This is a genomic window from Shewanella mangrovi, from assembly GCF_000753795.1.
Taxonomy (GTDB): Bacteria; Pseudomonadota; Gammaproteobacteria; order Enterobacterales; family Shewanellaceae; genus Shewanella; species Shewanella mangrovi.
The window spans coordinates 86237-105294 of record NZ_JPEO01000007.1 but is presented as its reverse complement, the minus strand read 5'-3'; the positions used below and the strand labels follow the sequence as shown (position 1 = coordinate 105294).

Below are 19058 nucleotides of genomic sequence, written 5' to 3'. Positions count from 1 at the left end.
CTGTTTACTAATGGCTTTTCCTGATTTTTTTGCTAAGTGATTTACTTAAGAAGATAAATTTCTTCTTAAGCTGGCTGATTTGTGATGAATTTTTTTGCTGGTATTTAAGCTGAGAGTAACAGCTTCGCCATTGTTCTATATCAGTTACCAGCGCTGGCCAGTGCTGTTTGAGTTGCTCGCTAAAGGCATTTGGGCCAGTACTTATACTGCGTTCAACGCCCATTTTTGCTGCCGCGTTTGCTACTTTGGTAAAGCCAGAATCTATGGGCGAGCGACGAGTCGGCAGGCGTAAAATACCCGTATGCCAGGCGATAATCAGCATCACTAAGGTGATAACGCTGCCTAAAAACAAGGCTATTCGCAGCGGCGTTGCTTCACCCAGTAATTTGGATAGCAGTTGTTGTTGGCGTTGTTCGTTAAACCCCAGTACCCAAACCGTCCAGTAATAATCGAGATTAGCCAATTGTAAGCGAATGGCATTAAACCAGCTGCTATTGCGTATGCCGCTAAATGTGGCATCGGCCAGATAGCTATCTTCCGCGGCAAACATACTGTCAAACCCTTGCTCGATACGTTCTGGGGCGATCATTGCAGTGGGATCATAGCGCACCCAACCGCTATCGGGCAGCCATACTTCGCTCCACGCATGCGCCATGTATTGGTATACCGACATGTAGCCAGCATCCGCATTGTAAATGCCACCTTGATAGCCGGTCACCATACGTGCAGGTAGCCCTGAAGCGCGGGCTAGAATGGTAAAGGCACTGGCGTAATGGACGCAAAACCCTTGTCTGGTGGTAAATAAAAACTCGTCCAGTTGATTTTGCCCAAGCGCTGGCGGGGTAAGGGTGTAGTAATAAGGTTGCTGGTTAAATAGCTGCATCATCGCCGCTAAACGTTGTCGAGGGTTTTGATATTGCGCAGCATATTGTTTACCGAGAGCAATCGTCTGAGGATTGAGCTTGGCGGGCACGGAGAGGTCTTGGTCGAGCTCAACCCGACTCGGCACGCGATTCAACGGCGCTCCGATGGCACTGGTCACCTGATATTGAAACTTTTGCTCGATAGGTTTGACCGACACCAAGCGATAATCGTTAAGCTGTTTAACCCCCTTAGTTTGGCTTTGCGCCCGATCTAAGCCAAATAGCCAATGTTGCCCGCTACGTTCGGCAATAACGCTATAGTTCAGTTGATTTTCGCTCGGCGGATCCTGCCGTTCATCGATGTTATAGGGGCGAAACCAATTAATAGAGCGAGTTGGTTCTGATTGCCGCCAGCGATGTCCGTCGTAATCGGTCAACACTAGCGCTCGCCAATAGAGAGTCGCGGTTGCTGGCGGTTGCCCATCGAAAGTCACACGAAATGCCAGTTCCTGCGAGCGGGTAAGCTGAGTGATATCGCCAAAGCTGACTTCGTCTGATAGCCCGGTGGTTGCCCCTTTACTCTGCGGCACCAACCATAGCGGCGAAAGCCTTGGCAATACAATAAATAGCGCTAACGCGAGCGGTAAACTTTGCAGCAATAAAACGCCGGCATGGCGTGCTTGTAAAATCAGGTTTTGCTGGCCGCGATACACACTGAGCAACGTAGCAGTATTAATCGCGATCACTAACAGACTTAACAGGGTGTCGCCGATACCTTGCTTATCGATAAAAGCGAGGGCGATAAGAAAAAAGCCGGCAAGCACGATCGCCAGAATGTCGCGCCGTTCTCGCATTTCGATATATTTGAGTGCATAACCTAAGATCAACAAGTTAATAAGCGCGTTTAGCATTCCCAGCTCTCGGCTGACTAACGCGAGTGTTGCTGCGGCTGCTATTGCTAATGTGGTTACGAGCCAGCGTGGTGGCCGAGCAACTCGTCCAAAATAGATACCAATGCGCCAAACAAAACAGATACCGCAGATCCCCAGCGTTGCTACTGAGCTTTTATCAGCTAAGGGCATAATGACCGCAATATTGGTGATCAATAACCAAAGCAGGGTATGGCGGGTGATATTGTCGTGGGATTCAGTCATCGCCCGTTCCTAGCTGAAATAACGCCAGTGCTGTGAGGCAGATTAACCTGTGCTCCTGACCGTTGCTCGGTGCAATTCTCTGCTGCCCCAACTGCAAGCCCCAATATTGATTGGGGGTTTTCGCCAGTTCATCGATCTGAAAACTGAGCACACTTAGCCAATGCTCCAATGCCATGTTATCGAGTTGCGATGGCAAACATAACCATACGGGCTCTCCTTCGGGGGTAGTGAACTCTTTGGATAACATACCGCGCTCTTGTGCCCACTGTTTCCAAGCCACTTGCTTGAGTGACTCGCCAGGAATATAGCTTCGCAGGCCTGCATATTCATCAACGCCTTTTAACGCTGCTCCGGTTTCACCACTGTCTCCATCAAGACTCGAAAACGGGAGTCGCCCATTGTGGTGTGCAGGAAATACCATATGCTGGGTATTGAGATCTAGCCATGACCATACTCGGCACAGCCCTAGCGGATAGCGCGATTCAATACGCATTCTTCCGGGATCTAACGGCCCGCGTTGATGCGTCGCAAATGACAGTACACGCGTTTGTGGTTGTTGACCCACCTCAATGACACGCAGCTCGTCATTATGTGGAAACGATAGCTGTAGTTGATAGAGGGGTTTCGTAGCGTATAACTTGACTGGAATAGAAAGTTGTTGACCAGCATAGGTATGGGTACTGCCTGCGGATAATAGCGTCAGTCCAGCAAGATTGCGGTAGCTATGCAATATGGTGCTGATAAACACGCTTGCCAGCAGCAACGACATGCCAATGACCAAATTGTTTTGATAGTTGGTGCCAAACAAAAACAGCAACACTGTGAGCACAATCCATAACAGGCCAAAGCCGCTTGGCAGAATAAAAATGCTGTGGTGACTCAGCGTCTGTTGCGTCGCTGCGGGAATGCGGCGTTTTAACCATGAACTAAACCAGCGCTGCATAATACGGCTCATCACATCACCTAATTGGATTCACGCTGGCCAGTAACTTGGCAGATAGCTGCTCCCCCTGGGCCTGGCTGGTCTGACGTATGCGATGTTCAGCGACAGAGGTAAATACTGCCTGCACATCTTCTGGCACCAGATATTCTCGCCCATCTAGGAATGCCCATGCCTTTGCTGCGGCTAACAGCGCCTTACTCGCCCGAGGGGATAGACCAAACCCCTCAGTGAGATTGCGCGATTCATCGACTAATGCCAGTAAATAATTGAGTAGGGCGTCAGATGCTGTAACGGCCGCACATCGCTGTTGCATTTCGCTCAGTGTTAACGGATCGATGCATTGTGGCAAAGCACTGATATTACTATCGTCACCTTTGAGCATGGCGAGTTCTGCCGCTAACGAAGGATAGCCAATAGAGAGCCGCATCATAAAACGATCCAGTTGTGATTCCGGCAGGGGAAAAGTCCCAGATTGCTCTGATGGGTTTTGTGTGGCAATCACAAAAAAGGGCTTAGGCAGGTGGTGGGTAATACCGTCGACGGTAATTTGCTGCTCGGCCATCGCTTCCAACAGCGCACTTTGTGTTTTTGGGCTGGCGCGATTGATTTCGTCAGCCAAAATCATTTGGCGAAAAATAGGCCCTGGGTGAAATACAAACTCAGCCTGCTGCTTATCAAAAATCGACACCCCGAGAATATCGGCTGGCAACATGTCGCTGGTAAATTGAATCCGCTGATGGCTGAGGCCCAAGGTTTGTGCCAAGGCTTGCGATAAGCTGGTCTTGCCCATACCCGGTAAGTCTTCAATGAGAAGATGGCCTTTGGCAAGAATACAGGTCAGCGCCAGCTTGACTACCTGAGGTTTACCAATCAGTACTTTTTGTAATTGCGCGGTAATGGAAGCGATAGTCTGTTGCTGCATCTAAACATCCGTAATTCATCAAAAAGTTGTAACAGTATAGTTTTATAATCAGTAACTTGAAGCAGTAATTTGCTTATACAATGTGTTTAATGTGGCATGTATAAAATAGACCGATAAGCGATTGGCGCGAAGCCAATCGAACATATATACGAATTTGGCATTATGTTGTTACGGCCTGAATTTGGTTAGCTTGCCATTTACGTAATTGATTTACTAAAGCCATCTCCTTGGCGGATTTAACGGGAATTTATTTGGATTTGTTACAAGGTTGTAATAAACGTATTTAAAATAGATATTTAGCGTTAAAAGTAAATATTGAAGCTAGCACTTTACTAAGCGTCAGAATTTTGACACACTGAAACAAATTTACGATTCTTGTGAACTATATCAAGTATCGTGCATATAAAAAGACGTTTGCATTAGGGTGTATCAATCAAATGAATAGTTATGACGATATCGGCGCTTTTAAGTCGAAAATAGATCAGGAAGAGCTTAACTTTCAGGCGTTTGGTGATAAGAATATCGTCATGGCGTCTGCGTGGCCGCTATTAAATGAGTTAATGCACGGCGCCAAAACGCCCGCTAAGCCAGTTAATTCCACGTTGGCTTCAAATCCCAAAGCGGCATTCGCCGCTGCAAACGTACAATCTGTGCGCGATATCAGCACGCCTCAACATTTATCAGCGAACGGCATGCCGTCTTCGACCGAAGCTGAACTCAAAACAGCGGCCGATAAGCCGACAGAACTTAGTGCCATTTTGAAGAAGGTTAGCCGATGAATCTGGTTTATTTAACATCCCCCAAGGGCGGTGTAGGTCGTACCACATTGACTGCCAATTTAGCGTTTGCGTTGCAGCGCTTGGGTCATCAGGTTGTGGTGTTGGATTTGGATGTGCAAAACTCACTGCGGTTACATATGGGCTTATCTGTAGCCGAGCATCGCGGTGTAGTCGCGCAATCGCAACACAATAGCGATTGGCGTGAGCATATTATCGAAACACCGAGTGGTGTAGGGCTATTGCCATACGGACAGGCCACCAAAGCGCAGCGTGAAGGCTTCAATACGCTGTTGCGTCAAGAGCCAGATTTTCTCGAACATCGTTTAGGTTCATTGCTGCATCAGCCCGGCTGTATCACCCTAGTTGATTTGCCTACTGGTCCAAGCTCAGGTTTGGATGCTGTCAAACGCATGGATGGTTTAGGCGTAGTCGTGTTGATGGCAGATGGTTGTTCCGCTGCCACTATGCCTTTGGTAGGACAAGATCATTATCTTGGTGCTGAGGCGGGTAAACGCGCCTTGTACATTATCAATCAGATTTACATCCGCAGCCGCCTTAATCGCGATTGTGCCGAATTTTTTGAAAATCGACTGGGTTCTGCGTTGTTAGGACGGGTACATCGTGATGAAGCGATTCCCGAAGCAACGGCGTCATTACAGTCAATTTTTGAATATGCCCCCACCTCTGCCGTGATTCAGGATTTGGAAGATATTGCACGTAGTATTAGCAGAATGCTACCAGATGCTTACGGCCATGATTCTATGAAGTTCTCACTGAGATAGAGATAGTCGCCATGGAAAAGCAGAATAAGACCTTTACTCCGATAAAGGCGCTTAATTTCGTCGCAATTTTAGCCTTCGCCTGTATCGTGCTGTTGATTGTGACAACGCCATTAGATGTTGAAAACCAAACGTTATTTGGTATTTCAGGACTAATATTAGCGTTGATCGTCGGCCGGATTCAAACCTCATGGGCGCGCCTCGTACTGCTGTTGATGAGTGTGGTGATTTCCACTCGTTATCTGTGCTGGCGCGCAACCGACACCTTGGTATATAGCACGCCGTTGGAGACCATTTTGGGTGTCGGCTTGTTATTAGCTGAGGTTTACGCTTGGATTATTTTGGTGCTCGGGTTTATTCAAACCGTGTGGCCACTAGAGCGTAAAATTGTACCGTTGCCAGAAGATACCAGTCTATGGCCAACGGTTGACGTCTATGTGCCAACCTACAACGAAAGTCTGGCGATTGTGCAAGACACTGTCTTAGCCGCACTCAACTTGGATTATCCCAAAGATAAACTGCGTGTATATCTACTCGATGATGGTCGACGTCCAGAGTTCGGCGCTTTTGCGTCTGCCGCTGGGGTTGGATACATCACACGTAACGATAATAATCATGCCAAAGCGGGTAACCTCAATAATGCGATGAAAGTGACCAACGGGGAACTCATCTGTATTTTTGACTGTGACCACGTTGCGACACGCATGTTCCTACAAGCGACCGTCGGGGCCTTTCTGAAAGAGCCAAAACTGGCGCTGCTGCAAACGCCGCATCACTTTTATTCGCCAGATCCCTTTGAACGTAACTTGCATACCTCTATCGATATGCCGGGTGAAGGTGAGCTGTTTTATGGGCCGGTGCAGAAGGGCAATGACTTTTGGAATGCGGCGTTTTTCTGCGGTTCATGCGCTGTCATCAGACGTACTGCGCTGGATGAAACCGAAGGCTTCGCCGTACAGACTGTAACGGAAGATGCGCATACCGCGTTGAAACTGCAACGTAAAGGTTGGGATACCGCATTTTTGGGGATTCCATTAGCGGCAGGTTTGGCGACCGAACGTTTGTCGTTACATATCGGCCAGCGGGCTCGTTGGGCGCGGGGTATGTGTCAGATCTTTAGAGTCGACAACCCGTTATTGGGCAAAGGTCTGAAACTCGGACAGCGTTTGTGTTATCTCAATGCGATGATGCACTTCCAGTTCCCGCTACCGCGCTTTGTGTTCGTCACCGCACCTTTGGCTTATCTGCTGTTCGGACTCAATATTATTGCTGCATCGCCGGAGTTATTGCTGGCGTACGCATTGCCGCATCTGTTTCATGCGTTATACACCAACTCCATTTTGCAAGGACGCTATCGTTACAGCTTCTGGGGTGAAATCTATGAGACGGTACTGGCATTTGCCCTCATTCGTCCAACACTCGCGGCGTTATGGGATCCGTCTAAGGGTAAGTTTAACGTAACCGAAAAGGGCGGTTTGCTGCGAGATGGTTACTTTGACTACGAAGCCGTAAGACCTCATCTAGTGACGCTTGCCTTGTTGATCGCAGGGATTTTATGGGGCGGTGTCCGCATGGTCTTTAATGAAGACTTTGCTATTCAACCTTTTGTTCTCGGATTAAACCTCGTTTGGGCAGGCCTGAACGTTATTATCCTGTTGGCCGCCGTTGCGGTAGCTCGAGAAGCCAAGCAAGTGCGCAATACGGTGCGGGTCGATATTTCTCTCCCTGCTGTACTTTATATGGCCAACGGCAGAACTCTGAGGTCCGAAACCTGTGATCTGTCGATGGGCGGTATGCGTCTTAAAAACCCACTCGGCAGCAGTATCCAAGATACCATGGTTGAGGAAGTTGAGATTAGCTTCGATGGTAAGGCGCTGTTATTTCCGGTAAGCACTGTTTCTACCGATAATCAGTATCTGCGTTTCCATTTCCGTGATTTGCCAATTCGCCAACGTAAGAAACTCGTGAATGTTGTTATGGGCCGCGCCGACGCTTGGGTTGCTGATCATGAGCATCCAGCGGATAACCCGTTCAAATCTTTTGGCGGTGTTTTGCGTGCAGTGATGGGCTTGTTCTCATCCGGCTCAACCAACTCTGGTTGGCTGCGTTGGCGTCGTAGCTTATTTGGCAGTTGGAAGTTCAGACTGGCACTGATTACAGTGATAGGCTTGGCGGTGGCAATTGTGGCTAACCGGGCATGGGCCGCTGAGGGCCAGTTTGATCAGACGATAAGTTTTCGCGATGCGGGTTTTTTTGGCCCCATCTCGGTGAGCGGTAACGGCAACGATATCGGCGTGCATTTTTCTATTCGCAAAGATGAAGTCGCTGCTGCAGCGTCGTTAAAGTTGTCAATCAGCTATCCGCAGTCACAATTTCCAAAAGACAGTTACTTAGAGGTGATGCTTAATGGACAACACCTGCAGAACATTGAGCTGGATACCTTTAGTGCTGACGGATTTACCGCGGATATCAAACTGCAACCTGCACTGATTGTGAGTGAGAATGATCTGACGTTTCGTATTATCGGGCAGGAATCAATCACCTGTACCACAGAAGATCTAACCGAGCAGCACCGCAATGAAGTCATCATTGATAACAACTCAGCGATCGATTTGCAGTTGCTGCGTCTATCGCGACCAAATAATCTTCGTGATTTTCCGGAGCCATTTTTTGATGCGGGCATGATGCGCCAAGTGTCAATTCCGATGGTGATCACCGACGATGCTACTGCCGAAGTCTATGAAAGCAGTGCTGTGGTCGCTTCTTATTTCGGAAGTTTAGCGCGTTTTCGCAAGGTCAGTTTCCCGGTTGTGAATAACAGTTTACCCAACCAAAATGCCATCGCTTTTGTGGTCGGCAATAAGTTGGCGGGGATTACCTTACCAGCGGTTAATGGCCCTGAACTTAGAGTGATTAATAACCCGCTTACGCCGCTGTACAAAGTGCTGCTAGTGATGGGGCGCAATGCCACTGAACTTAAGCAAGCCGCTGACTATCTGGTCAGTGGTGCGGAGATGGCGGGCGATCACCAACTGGTAACCCCTATCTCTATTCCAGCAAGAAAGGCCAATGATGCGCCAAATTGGGTTGCTACCGGTAAACAGGTGAAACTGGGCGAACTGACTGACGAGTTTTCGCTAACCGCTAAAGGCATTTATCACGGCGCTAATGAAGTTAACTTTCGTGCACCACCCGATATTTTCCGCTGGCGTAACAAGCCAATGAAGATGGAAATTCAGTACCTTTTTCCTGAAGGCGATTGGCTTGATGAACGTCGTTCTAAATTGAGTGTGACCTTAAACGGTAAGTATCTGACCTCTTTACCGGTTAACAGTGTTGGTGTGTGGGCGTCAGTTATGCACTTGCTGGGTAACGATATTCGTCAGCAACGCGCGACCATCGAAATTCCGCCTTATTTGCTTTATGGCGAGAACAAGCTGGAGTTTTATTTTGACCTGCGCGTTCATCCAGATAGCGATTGTCAGCAAACCATTGGCACTAACATTATCAGCCGGGTGTTGCCGTCTTCAACCATTGATTTCTCGGGTTCAGAGCATTTTACCGCGCTACCTAATTTATCTTATTTCGTCAGCTCTGGCTTTCCGTTTACGCGGATGGCGGATCTGTCGGAAACCTTGGTAATGTTGCCAACTAAGCCTGCAAATGACGAGGTTCAAGCATTTTTAGAGCTGATGGCACGTATGGGGCAGTCAACAGGGTTACCAGCATACCGTGTCAGTGTGCAGCAAGGGTTTGATATCAGCGCCGAAGCTAAAGACAAAGATGTGTTAGTGGTGGGCACCACGGAGCACATTGCGCCGACGCTGACATCGTCGCAATTTGAAGTGGCCAATAATAAGTTATCATTGACACCGTCAAGCCTGACCAACACGTGGAGCAATATTATCGGTGGAGACTGGGGCCGTCAGGAAAAGTCAGCTAAACGTCAACTCGATGGTCAGGAAACCTTTTCTGGTGTTGTGAGTTACTTGTCGGCGCAAAATAGTAGCCGTGTTTTTGTTGTGGCAACAGACAGTGACGCTAATCACCTGCCAACTGTGGTTGAAGATCTTTCAAGTCCGCAGGCGGCCAAGGCTGCCCGAGGGGATTTGTTGGTCTTTAACGCGCATCAGTTGAAGGCATTCCGCGTTGGGCCACAAAATGGCAGCGGAGAAATGAGCTGGGATATGAGCTTACGTTGGTATTTCGGTCGCCATGTATTGTTATTACTGGTGTTGATGTTAGGCGGTATTCTATTAGCGGCAACGCTGATTTACCCAATTCTGCGTCGACATGCTCACGAGCGTTTACAAAAGGTGGAAAAACAAGATCATGAATAAATTAGTCCTCCTTACTTTTACAGTATCGACGCTGGCAGCGTCGATACAACATGCGATTGCAGCAGATGATGTCGGCAATCAAGGCGCGGAAATTCAGGCGCTATTCCAGCAGGCAGAATTTTGGCAAGGCAAACAGCGCCAAGATTTGGCAAAAGATGCGTTGAATCGTGTATTGGTGGCCGCGCCAAACAATACAGAAGCACTATACCGCTTAGCACTTATTGCACTGCAAGAAGGAAATAATGCCGAAGCGCAGCGCTTAGCTGGTCAAATTCGGCAAATCGCACCCGACGATGCCCGTTTACAAGAGCTGAAAGTGGCGCAGGCCGCCAATGTTGATAACAGTGCACTAAAAGAAGCCCGTCTACTTGCGGCAAACGGCCAATACCAAGATGCCATTGCCAAGTATCAAACACTGTTCAGCGGCGATACGCCGCCAATTAGCCTTGCGATTGAATATTACCAAACACTGTCAGCGACCAAAGAAGGCTGGACACCAGCAAAAAATGGGCTGGAGCAGCTGGCTAAAGCTCAGCCTAACAGCACCCGTGCTGCCGTTGCTTACGCAGAAGTGCTGACCTATCGTGAAGAAACGCGTCGTGCAGGCATCAAGATGCTTGAAAAATACGCGGCACAAGACGCCGAAGCGGATAAGGCATTACGGAACGCTTTGTTATGGTTGGCCGCAACACCTGACGATAAGCCGCTGTACGATGCCTATCTGCAGAATCACGCAAATGATACGGCGGTTGGCGAATATTATAAGCAAAAGACCACGCTGACACCGATGCAGCAGGCTGAACGTCATCGTGCAGTCGGCTACCGAGAATATCGTGAAGGCCATTACGCCAATGCGACAACATCATTTAAGGCGGCGCTGGCAATCAATAAGCAGGATGCCGAGTCAGTTGCAGGCCTTGGTTTGATAGAGTTGAAACGTAACCAATTTTCTGCGGCGGTTGAGCATCTTTCTCGTGCTATGAAGATGGCACCAAGTAAGCAGGGCCAGTGGCGCCAAGCCTATCAAAGTGCTGCGTTCTACAGCGAGCTGGCTAAGGCGCGTTCGCTTGAAAAAGCCAAGCAATATGACGAAGCACTTACTGTTCTGCAGCCATTAGCGGAGCTGGATGATAAGCGTGCGCATGATGCCAAAATACTGCAAGGCGAAATTTTACAGCAGCAGAAACGTTTAGATGACGCCGAAGTGGTTTACCGCAAACTGCTGCAGCAAGATGATAAAGATCTACAAGCGCGCATTGGGCTGGTCGACGTTTTACGCCAACAGCAACGCTGGGACGAAGCGTCAACGCTTTCTAGCCAACTTCCTGAATCGGCACAAAGCCAGTTGGGCGACTTGGCCTCCAGCCAAGCCATGGTATTGCGCGATAGAGCAGCCTCAGAATCTGACATTTTATCTGAAGCAACCTTGCGACAAGCGGCGGCATTGGCACCGGAAAATCCGTGGGTGCGGTTGGATTTGGCGCGATTGCTGAACAAAACTGGCCGAGGTTTGGCCGCACGCCTATTAATTAGTCGGGGTGTGGATCAGTTTGGCACGCATGACGACAGCTATGTTGCTGCCTTGTTTGCCAAAGACCAACAGCGTTGGGATGACGCCATTAAGTTCCTGCAGGCGATTCCAGCGACCAAGCGTAACGAAGCCGAACGCGAATTAATGGAAAGTCTGACGTTAAGAGCGCGTTTGGCTGAAATCGAACGCCGTCAGTCGGTGGGTGACCGTGAAGGCGCTCGTCAATTAATGATGGATCTCTACAACCATCCGCCCAAGTCAGCATCAGGGGTGGGGGAAGTGGCTGCCGTGCTGTTTGATAACGGTGAGCCGGGCATGGCCTTGTTGCTGATACGGCAGCACAATCAACAAGCGCCGAAAGCGGCGGTTGGCGATTATTTGCAGCAAATCCTCGTTATGATTAAAGCGGGCGCCGATGACGAAGCCGAGACATTGCTGACCAAGTTGACGCAACGTCGAGATCTCGCCCCTGCTGATTGGCAAGATATTGAAAAAATTCGTAATGCCATCACGGTTGCGAAAGCAGATAAATTGCGTCAGCAGGATGAGTTTGCGCCTGCATATGATTTGTTAGCGCAGCGTTTGCGTGTCGCGCCGAATGATGAAAGTTTGCTGTTAGCCATGGCGCGTTTGTACCTATCTGGCAACAAGGGCAAAAAATCATTACAGATCTATCGTTACGCCGTGGAGCATAATCCTGAGAGTGATGACGCCATTAAAGGTGCAGTTGATACCGCAATTGCGATTGATGAACTCGATCAAGCTGATGAGATGATCAAGTCACTGAAACAGGATAAGGCGCAGCAGCCAGAAATGTTGTTGCTGGCGGCGAAAGTGGCACGAGCTCAAGGCGATAACAGCCGAGCGATGGAACTGCTCAGCCAGTCGCGTCAGCAGTTATTCCAGGATGAACCGGCTCAGCCATGGCTAATGGCCAGTGGCAGTAAGCCCGGATTTGCCAACCCGTTTGCAACCGCGGGCCAGAAGTCTACTGCTAAAAATGCGGATGATAACCCTTGGCGCCGACCACAATGGTTACCAGGAAGCGATGCCCCTGAAATGGAGCTGGCCAGTTGGGATGGTAAGGCGCTTGCGGGTGAACCGTCGTTAGCACAACAGATTGATGCCATGATGGCCGATATCAAACGTGATGACGCTACTGTGCTGCAAACCGGGATGGAGTTTAAGTCTCGCAACGGCGAAAGTGGTTTAGGCGAGATGGCGATGGTGACGACGCCAACCTCGATGGAAACCCAAGTGGGTAATGGTCGTTTGAAGTTCAGCGTGACACCGACGTATCTCAATGGTGGCACCTTGTCTTCCGGTTTTAACCGCTTTGGTACTGGCGTGGTGGCTGAGGGTGCACAAACCGTAAATAATAACCTAGATGATTTGCCGACAGCGCTCGATAGCATAGAGCAGGCGGCATTTGATTATATCGATGCGCGCACGCTGCTCGATAATGTGGACGACACTATTCCGCCATTACAACAGGCGCAATACCAGATAAATGCTAATCGCGCCTGGCGTGCATTTACGCTTGCGACTCAGCAAGATCTATTGCAGACGATTGGCGTTGATGTTGATAGCCTGAGTGATCAGCAACTCAATACGCTCGGCGATTGGAGTACATCTGATTGGTATCGGTTATTTAATCGCTTTGGTATTGATATCGACAACCTCAGCAGCGAACAGCGCACACTGCTGGACAGCGTGCTTGAGGGCGACAATATCTGGGGCTCGGCCACAGATCCTAATACCGTTTCAGTGGACAGCTTCCAACGTAACTTTGTCAATAACCGCGCAGCTATCGAATCATTGGCAACTGCGATGCAGGGCATGATGAATAATGTTGCGTATTTAGCGCAAAATCCACCCGCACAGCACGACGCTGGTGTCGCATTGAATCTTGCCTACAGTAACGATTCTTTTGCGGTAGATATTGGTACTACGCCGCTGGGGTTTGAGAAAACCAATTTAGTGGGCGGCATCAGTTGGACACCGCAAATCAGTAACAATACTCAACTGAACTTAGGGTTAGAACGCCGCGGTGTCACAGACAGTGTTCTCAGCTACGCTGGCACGATCGACCCTATGACCGGCTTAACGTGGGGCGCTGTGACCAAAAATGGTCTTAACGTCGGTATCGGATTCGACGATGGTATGCTGGGCATGTACGGTAATCTTGGCGGTTACCTGTACAAAGGGACTTATGTGGATAGCAACTCCGCCTTTGATTTGGCGCTGGGTGGTTATTTGCGTCCGATCAGCAATGACGAGCGCGAACTGCAAGCCGGAGTACATGTTTCACTGCAGGTCTTTGATAAAAACTTAGGCCACTATAGTTTCGGCCACGGTGGATATTTCAGCCCGCAGGACTTTGTTTCTGTTGCATTCCCAATTCAGTACTCAGAAAAGCATGATAATTATAACTTTGCGGTCAACTTTGCCCCTGGTTTCCAAAGCTTTACTGAAGAAAGCGCGGCCTACTTCCCGAATGCGCCGCAATTACAACGCTTACTGGAGTTGATGCAACAGTTAGACTTGGTTGAACAGTCGGTTTATTCGGCCACCAGTAAAACAGGGTTTGGCATGAGCTTAAATGCACAAGGTGAATATGAGTTCTCCTCGTCATTTACCTTAGGCGGCAAAGTCGGTTTTGATAACTTCGGTAACTATCAGGAAACCACTGCGCAGTTGTACCTTAAGTATTTGTTGGGAGTAAAAAGTGAATAATGGCAGTCAGCCGATGCGTTATCTAGAACAGCAACACTGTAGTAAGCAATGGCGCTTAGTTATTGATTCATTGAGTAGCGTACTGGCGACACTGGAACCGGCGCAGAAGCAGTTATTGATGCAGCGAACCGGTGAGGAGATGGCTCGTTCATTAAGGCTAGATGTTCAGCCGTCATTAGCCGCGCTGAATAAGTTTCTCAATGACTTTTGGTACGAGCTCGACTGGGGCTACGTCGATATTGGACTCAAGCAAGACAAGCTTTATCTTGAACATTACCATACGCCTGTACCTTATGGGCGTTGTGACAGTCATGCTTATGTCGCCTTAAGCCTGCTGTTAGAAGGATTTTATAGCGCTGTGTTAGAACAGCAGGGCGGGGATGCCACGGCTAAGGTGATGTTTATGCAATCAGGCAACCCAATGATTTTTGAATATAAAAATCAGGAGCAAGCATGATCCGAGTCATCAGCCTGTTGTTGGGACTGTTGGTAAGCGCCAATCTGCTCGCCAGTGATGATTGGCAACAGTACAAGAGTCGATTCATCGCCTATGACGGGCGGGTAATTGACACTGGTAATAACGGCATAAGTCACTCAGAGGGGCAAGGCTACGGTATGTTGTTAGCCGTTGCCTATGATGATCAAGATAGCTTCAACCAGCTTTGGCGTTGGGCAAGGAAGACTTTAGGACGGCATGATCTACCGTTGTTTTCTTGGAAATATGATCCAAGTGTGAAACCCCATATTACCGACAGTAATAATGCGTCGGATGGTGATCTGTTAATTGCGTGGGCACTGTTAAACGGTGGCCGTAAATGGCAAAACAGTAACTATCTCAATGCCTCCCGTCGCATACGCAATGCGGTACTGGATAATATGGTGCACGAGTATGCAGGGCATTTGGTGTTACTGCCGGGACTTAACGGTTTTACTGGTAATGGGTATATCGATATTAATTTATCGTATTGGGTGATGCCCGCACTACTGGCATTTGCGGCGGAAGATAATCAACCTAAGTGGCGCGCATTAGCTGATAGCGGGGAGCAGCTGTTAGCATTAGCCAAATTCGGTGATGCACAATTACCAGCAGATTGGATTCGTCTGACCAACAAAGGCAAAATGACACCGTCACCGCATTGGCCAACCCGTTTTAGTTTTGATGCGATTCGCGTCGGTCTGTATTTTAGTTGGGCCGGTCTCGGTGATGATCCCGCATTGCAATCGATTAAGCAGTTCTGGAACGCGGGGGGCGCCAAACCACCGGCTTGGATAGACGTTCGTACCAGTGAAGTTGCGCCTTATGCTGCGTCTCAGGGCATTCTGGCAATAAAAGCGTTACTCAGCGGTCAGTCGATTTCTGCGGATTTATCAGCGGACGACGATTACTACAGTGCTTCTTTATTGTTACTGAGTAAGTTAGCTGAAAAACAATAACTGACGCATCGCTAGCGACGACTAGCAATATCTGTCGCGATTGATAGCTAGTAGGTATTTTTGAACTCTTGCTCAGTAAAAAATGGCTTGTTCAGCTGCTGTTGCTGTTCATAGATCAGACGGTAGGAAAATACCCCTTGCACGTATTCGCGGGTTTCGCGGTAAGGGATAGATTCAATAAACTCCATCATATCTAACTTGCCGCTGCTTTGTTTGAGCCACTGCTTGATACGATAAGGTCCAGCGTTATATGCCGCAGTTGCTAATACTCGGTTACCGTTAAACTGCTTCAAAAGCCCACCAAAATAGGCGCTGCCCAGCGGAATATTGATCTCAGGTTGATACAGACTGCGGCTGCCGTGATATTTGAGTTTATAACGGCTGGCCGTGCGCTTGGCGGTATCCGGCATTAACTGCATGAAGCCGCGCGCCCCCGCACCTGATGTCGCATACGGATAAAAAGCACTTTCCCGCCGTGCAATCGACATCAATTGGTATTTATCAGCACTAAAGCGCCTAGAATACTTGTCGTACAGCGATGACTGCACCACCGGGAAACGTAATGCCAGATAGTCCCAAGCTTTAGCACTAATGCTGCTGTCAACGCTAAGATCGTACCAGCCTCGACTGAGCGCATAGCCGCCGTATTGAATTTGCTGCTGTTGAGGATGACGCTGCATCAATTCACGCCATTCAGCCTTGGCATCGATGGTCTTATCTATCGCCATCAGTTCAATCACACGCTGTAAGCCTTTATCGCTCAGTAATTGTGAATCAGCTTCAACGCTGGGCACTTCTGTCATCTGAAGTTGCGGTGGTAGGCCTAGCTCATAGGCTGCAGTGAACCCGTAAAAGTTACGTTCTTGGGCCAGCTTCTGCGCATCTTCCTTATTAGCTAACCCCAGCTTAACGCGCCAGTAGCTCCAACGTGCAGATTGACCTTCTTCCTCGCTGAGCAGTGGCAATAACTGTTTGACCTTTTCTTCATTGCCTTCAGACAGCGCCCAGCGTATACGCATGGTGAGCAAAACATCATCAGGCTGGTTAACTAACCGCTCATCGACATATTGTTCCAGTTTTTCATCACGACGTAGCAGGGCACGATAGAGTAGGAAGTGTTGCAACTCGGTCAATTGTGAATTGGAAAACCGCCCTGCATCGCGGTATTGGTCAAATAGCTTGGTAGCCTGTGATAAATCTCTGATGGCTAACCGCATTAGACCACCACGAACAATCTCGGCATAAGCGGGTATCGCTTGGCTGAACTTGTTAATATGGCGGATCTGTCGCGGATCGCGATAGACGCTATACAGAAGCTCCGCATAGGGTTTAGTGCTGGTGGCACGCTGCACCAAATAACTCAGCAGGCGGCTTTGGCCATTATCAAAACTGAGAATGATGCGTTGCCAAACCAGCTCTTCGCTGCGCAGTCCGGCTTTTGCCCAGGCATCGAACAGCGGATCACATTCTTCGGGTTGCGATTGTCCACTCAGCCACAATGTTTCTGCGCCTTTCCAAGCAATATCTTGGTGGCCAGTTTCAAACTGAGCAACGTAATATGAGCATTGCAAACTATCGGAGCGCGGCGCGACAGGACTCATGGCTAAAAAGTCATCCCAATGACGGCGCGAGGCTGAATATTCCAAATAGCGATGCTTCAACGAGTCATAGAGCGGTGAGCCAATGAAAGGCACTAAGGCATCAACAGCAGCTTGTCCCTTGAGTTGCAGAATATCATCCTGTTTATCATGAAAATCGAGATAGATAGCTAATGGATAATCGTCCAACTGTTGGCGTAATGTTTGGTACTGCGCGTGTTTTCCTTGCTGCTGTGCTTTGCGCGCGTCAAGATAGGCTTTGCGCAATGTTTGGTTATCTGCGGCAAGCGTGCTCGTTGAATGGGTAACACTGACCGTGAGCAGACTGCTCACGGCTAAATGAATTAACGTCAGTTTGCGGGATACTACAGCTTCCATCTTCTATTCCGTGCTCTATCGTTAATTTTGACGAAGTTGACTCACATTGGCTACAGCCGCTTCGTCGCTGTCGTCTGCTACATCATGGCTTTCATCTAGCGCTTTATCCAGTAATTTTGCATCCAGCTGCTTACTATTTTCGCCGCCCATGCGTTGTAATTGATGTGCTTGGCGAATGAGATTACCTTTGCCGCTGGCCAGTTTGTTCATCGCCAAGGTATAGCTGCGATCAGCGGTATCAAGCGCTCGGCCCAGTTTTTCCATATCGTCGACAAAATTCACCAATTTATCGTAGATACGGCCGGCTTGTTGCGCAATGTTCTGTGCGTTTTGGTTTTGATATTCATAGCGCCAGATATTGCTGATGGTGCGTAATGCTACTAACAGGTTGGTCGGGCTGACTAACATAATATTGTGTTCTAGCGCAAAGCTGACTAACTGTGGATCACGTTCCAGCGCCAGCAAAAATGCCGGTTCAACAGGAATAAACATCAGCACATAATCAAGGCTTTTAACGCCATGTAGCTTTTGATAGTCCTTTTGTCCAAGACCTTTAATGTGTTGTCGCACCGAGGCTATATGCTGTTTGAGAGCGTCGATACGTTGTTCGTCAGTGTCAGCATTAAAGTATTGCTCGTAGGCGACTAATGACACTTTGGAGTCAATAACCACGTCTTTATCATCGGGCAGATGCACAATGACATCGGGCTTAAAATGTTTGCCGCCGTCGTCTTGCAAATCTTGTTGAACATCATATTCATGGCCAACACGTAAGCCACTCTCTGTCAGCACGCGGTCAAGAATGACTTCCCCCCAATTGCCTTGGGCCTTATTGTCACCTTTAAGGGCTTTGGTGAGATTTACTGCATCTTCACTCATCTGCAAATTCAGTTGCTGCAACTGTTCTAACTGGTGTTTGAGTGAAAAACGCTCCTGCTGCTCTTTGGCATAAGACTCATTCACTTGTTGGCGGAAGCCCTCAAGTTGCTGTTTAAAAGGACCTAAAATACCGCTGAGTTGTTCGGAATTGGCGCTACGCATCTTATTGGTTTTGTCTTCAAAAATGCGATTGGCCAGATTTTCAAATTGTGTCTGTAGCCGTTGTTCACTGTCTTCCAATAACTCTAACTTTTCATTCAGCGCTTGGCGTTCCACTTCAAACCGCGAAGTAAGACTTTGCTGCATGGCATTGGATTTGGACAAATTAAGCTGAGCTTCCATCAGCCGCCGTTGCAATTCGGCGAGTTGGTTCTCAAGTTGTGGAATACGTTCAGCTTGTGCTTCGGCTTTGCCTAATTGGCTGACTTTCTCCTCTAATTTTTCCTGTAACACACCATATTGGGTTTGAAATTCGGTTTGCTTTTGTTCGAGGTGTTGCTGTTCTTCGTCTTGCAGATGATCAATACGGCGGCGAAATATAAAAAAACTGATTAATGCTGTAAGAAAAGCCGTCGCTGCAACGACTGAGGTAATAAGATATGGCAGGGGAAGTGTAGCGGCCAGGTCCATGAGAATATCCTTTATAAATATCGCGTTGTCAGATTGGCATGATGATCTTATGGTTGCAAGCAACGACGGTGAAAATCGTATTAGTTGCGCGC

11 protein-coding genes are annotated in these 19058 nt (G+C 48.6%); 6 read left to right on the top strand and 5 right to left on the bottom strand.

Going from position 1 to position 19058, the window contains the following annotated elements:
- Positions 1-7: 7 nt before the first annotated feature.
- The 3 genes from HR45_RS11210 to HR45_RS11200 are packed head-to-tail and all read right to left on the bottom strand — an operon-like array spanning position 8 to position 3882.
- Entirely contained in the window at positions 8-2017 is a 2010-nt protein-coding gene (locus HR45_RS11210; RefSeq protein WP_037442977.1) for a transglutaminase TgpA family protein, read from the bottom strand.
- Entirely contained in the window at positions 2010-2972 is a 963-nt protein-coding gene (locus HR45_RS11205; protein ID WP_037442975.1) for a DUF58 domain-containing protein, read from the bottom strand. Before HR45_RS11205 ends, HR45_RS11210 begins: the two co-directional genes overlap by 8 nt.
- Before the next feature lie 4 nt (positions 2973-2976).
- Positions 2977-3882 (bottom strand): AAA family ATPase, encoded by a 906-nt coding sequence (locus HR45_RS11200; protein WP_037442973.1) that lies wholly within the window; start codon positions 3880-3882, stop codon positions 2977-2979.
- Between the two features lie 437 nt (positions 3883-4319).
- Between HR45_RS11200 and HR45_RS11195 the strand changes: the two genes are divergently transcribed.
- Genes HR45_RS11195 through HR45_RS11170 form a run of 6 tightly spaced genes read left to right on the top strand, consistent with a single transcriptional unit; the run spans position 4320 to position 15481 of the window.
- A complete protein-coding gene (locus tag HR45_RS11195; protein WP_037442972.1) occupies positions 4320-4661 on the top strand; it encodes a hypothetical protein in 342 nt (113 codons plus the stop codon).
- A complete protein-coding gene (gene bcsQ, locus HR45_RS11190; RefSeq protein WP_037442971.1) occupies positions 4658-5443 on the top strand; it encodes a cellulose biosynthesis protein BcsQ in 786 nt (261 codons plus the stop codon). Before HR45_RS11195 ends, bcsQ begins: the two co-directional genes overlap by 4 nt.
- Positions 5444-5454: 11 nt before the next feature.
- Positions 5455-9780: a UDP-forming cellulose synthase catalytic subunit gene (bcsA, locus tag HR45_RS11185; protein WP_052074699.1), complete on the top strand. Its 4326-nt coding sequence runs from the start codon at positions 5455-5457 to the stop codon at positions 9778-9780.
- Complete coding sequence (locus HR45_RS11180; protein ID WP_037442970.1) at positions 9773-14047, top strand: cellulose biosynthesis protein BcsC; 4275 nt, start codon at positions 9773-9775, stop codon at positions 14045-14047. Before bcsA ends, HR45_RS11180 begins: the two co-directional genes overlap by 8 nt.
- The gene (bcsD, locus tag HR45_RS11175; RefSeq protein WP_037442969.1) at positions 14040-14504 is read left to right on the top strand and encodes a cellulose biosynthesis protein BcsD; all 465 of its coding nucleotides are present in this window, start codon (positions 14040-14042) and stop codon (positions 14502-14504) included. Before HR45_RS11180 ends, bcsD begins: the two co-directional genes overlap by 8 nt.
- Positions 14501-15481: a family 8 glycosyl hydrolase gene (locus HR45_RS11170; RefSeq protein WP_037442968.1), complete on the top strand. Its 981-nt coding sequence runs from the start codon at positions 14501-14503 to the stop codon at positions 15479-15481. Before bcsD ends, HR45_RS11170 begins: the two co-directional genes overlap by 4 nt.
- Positions 15482-15528: 47 nt before the next feature.
- On the opposite strand, the gene HR45_RS11165 is transcribed toward HR45_RS11170, so the two are convergent.
- Positions 15529-17457, bottom strand: coding sequence for a transglycosylase SLT domain-containing protein (locus HR45_RS11165; RefSeq protein ID WP_063355109.1), 1929 nt, complete (start codon positions 17455-17457; stop codon positions 15529-15531).
- 21 nt (positions 17458-17478) lie between these two features.
- Positions 17479-18966, bottom strand: coding sequence for a DNA recombination protein RmuC (rmuC, locus tag HR45_RS11160; protein WP_037442967.1), 1488 nt, complete (start codon positions 18964-18966; stop codon positions 17479-17481).
- Between the last annotated feature and the right edge of the window lie 92 nt (positions 18967-19058).

Coding starts and splice junctions, on each gene's coding strand:
- HR45_RS11210 (WP_037442977.1), bottom strand. CDS start 2,017: ATGACTGAATCCCACGACAATATCACCCGCCATACCCTGCTTTGGTTA.
- HR45_RS11205 (WP_037442975.1), bottom strand. CDS start 2,972: ATGAGCCGTATTATGCAGCGCTGGTTTAGTTCATGGTTAAAACGCCGC.
- HR45_RS11200 (WP_037442973.1), bottom strand. CDS start 3,882: ATGCAGCAACAGACTATCGCTTCCATTACCGCGCAATTACAAAAAGTA.
- HR45_RS11195 (WP_037442972.1), top strand. CDS start 4,320: ATGAATAGTTATGACGATATCGGCGCTTTTAAGTCGAAAATAGATCAG.
- bcsQ (WP_037442971.1), top strand. CDS start 4,658: ATGAATCTGGTTTATTTAACATCCCCCAAGGGCGGTGTAGGTCGTACC.
- bcsA (WP_052074699.1), top strand. CDS start 5,455: ATGGAAAAGCAGAATAAGACCTTTACTCCGATAAAGGCGCTTAATTTC.
- HR45_RS11180 (WP_037442970.1), top strand. CDS start 9,773: ATGAATAAATTAGTCCTCCTTACTTTTACAGTATCGACGCTGGCAGCG.
- HR45_RS11170 (WP_037442968.1), top strand. CDS start 14,501: ATGATCCGAGTCATCAGCCTGTTGTTGGGACTGTTGGTAAGCGCCAAT.
- HR45_RS11165 (WP_063355109.1), bottom strand. CDS start 17,457: ATGGAAGCTGTAGTATCCCGCAAACTGACGTTAATTCATTTAGCCGTG.
- rmuC (WP_037442967.1), bottom strand. CDS start 18,966: ATGGACCTGGCCGCTACACTTCCCCTGCCATATCTTATTACCTCAGTC.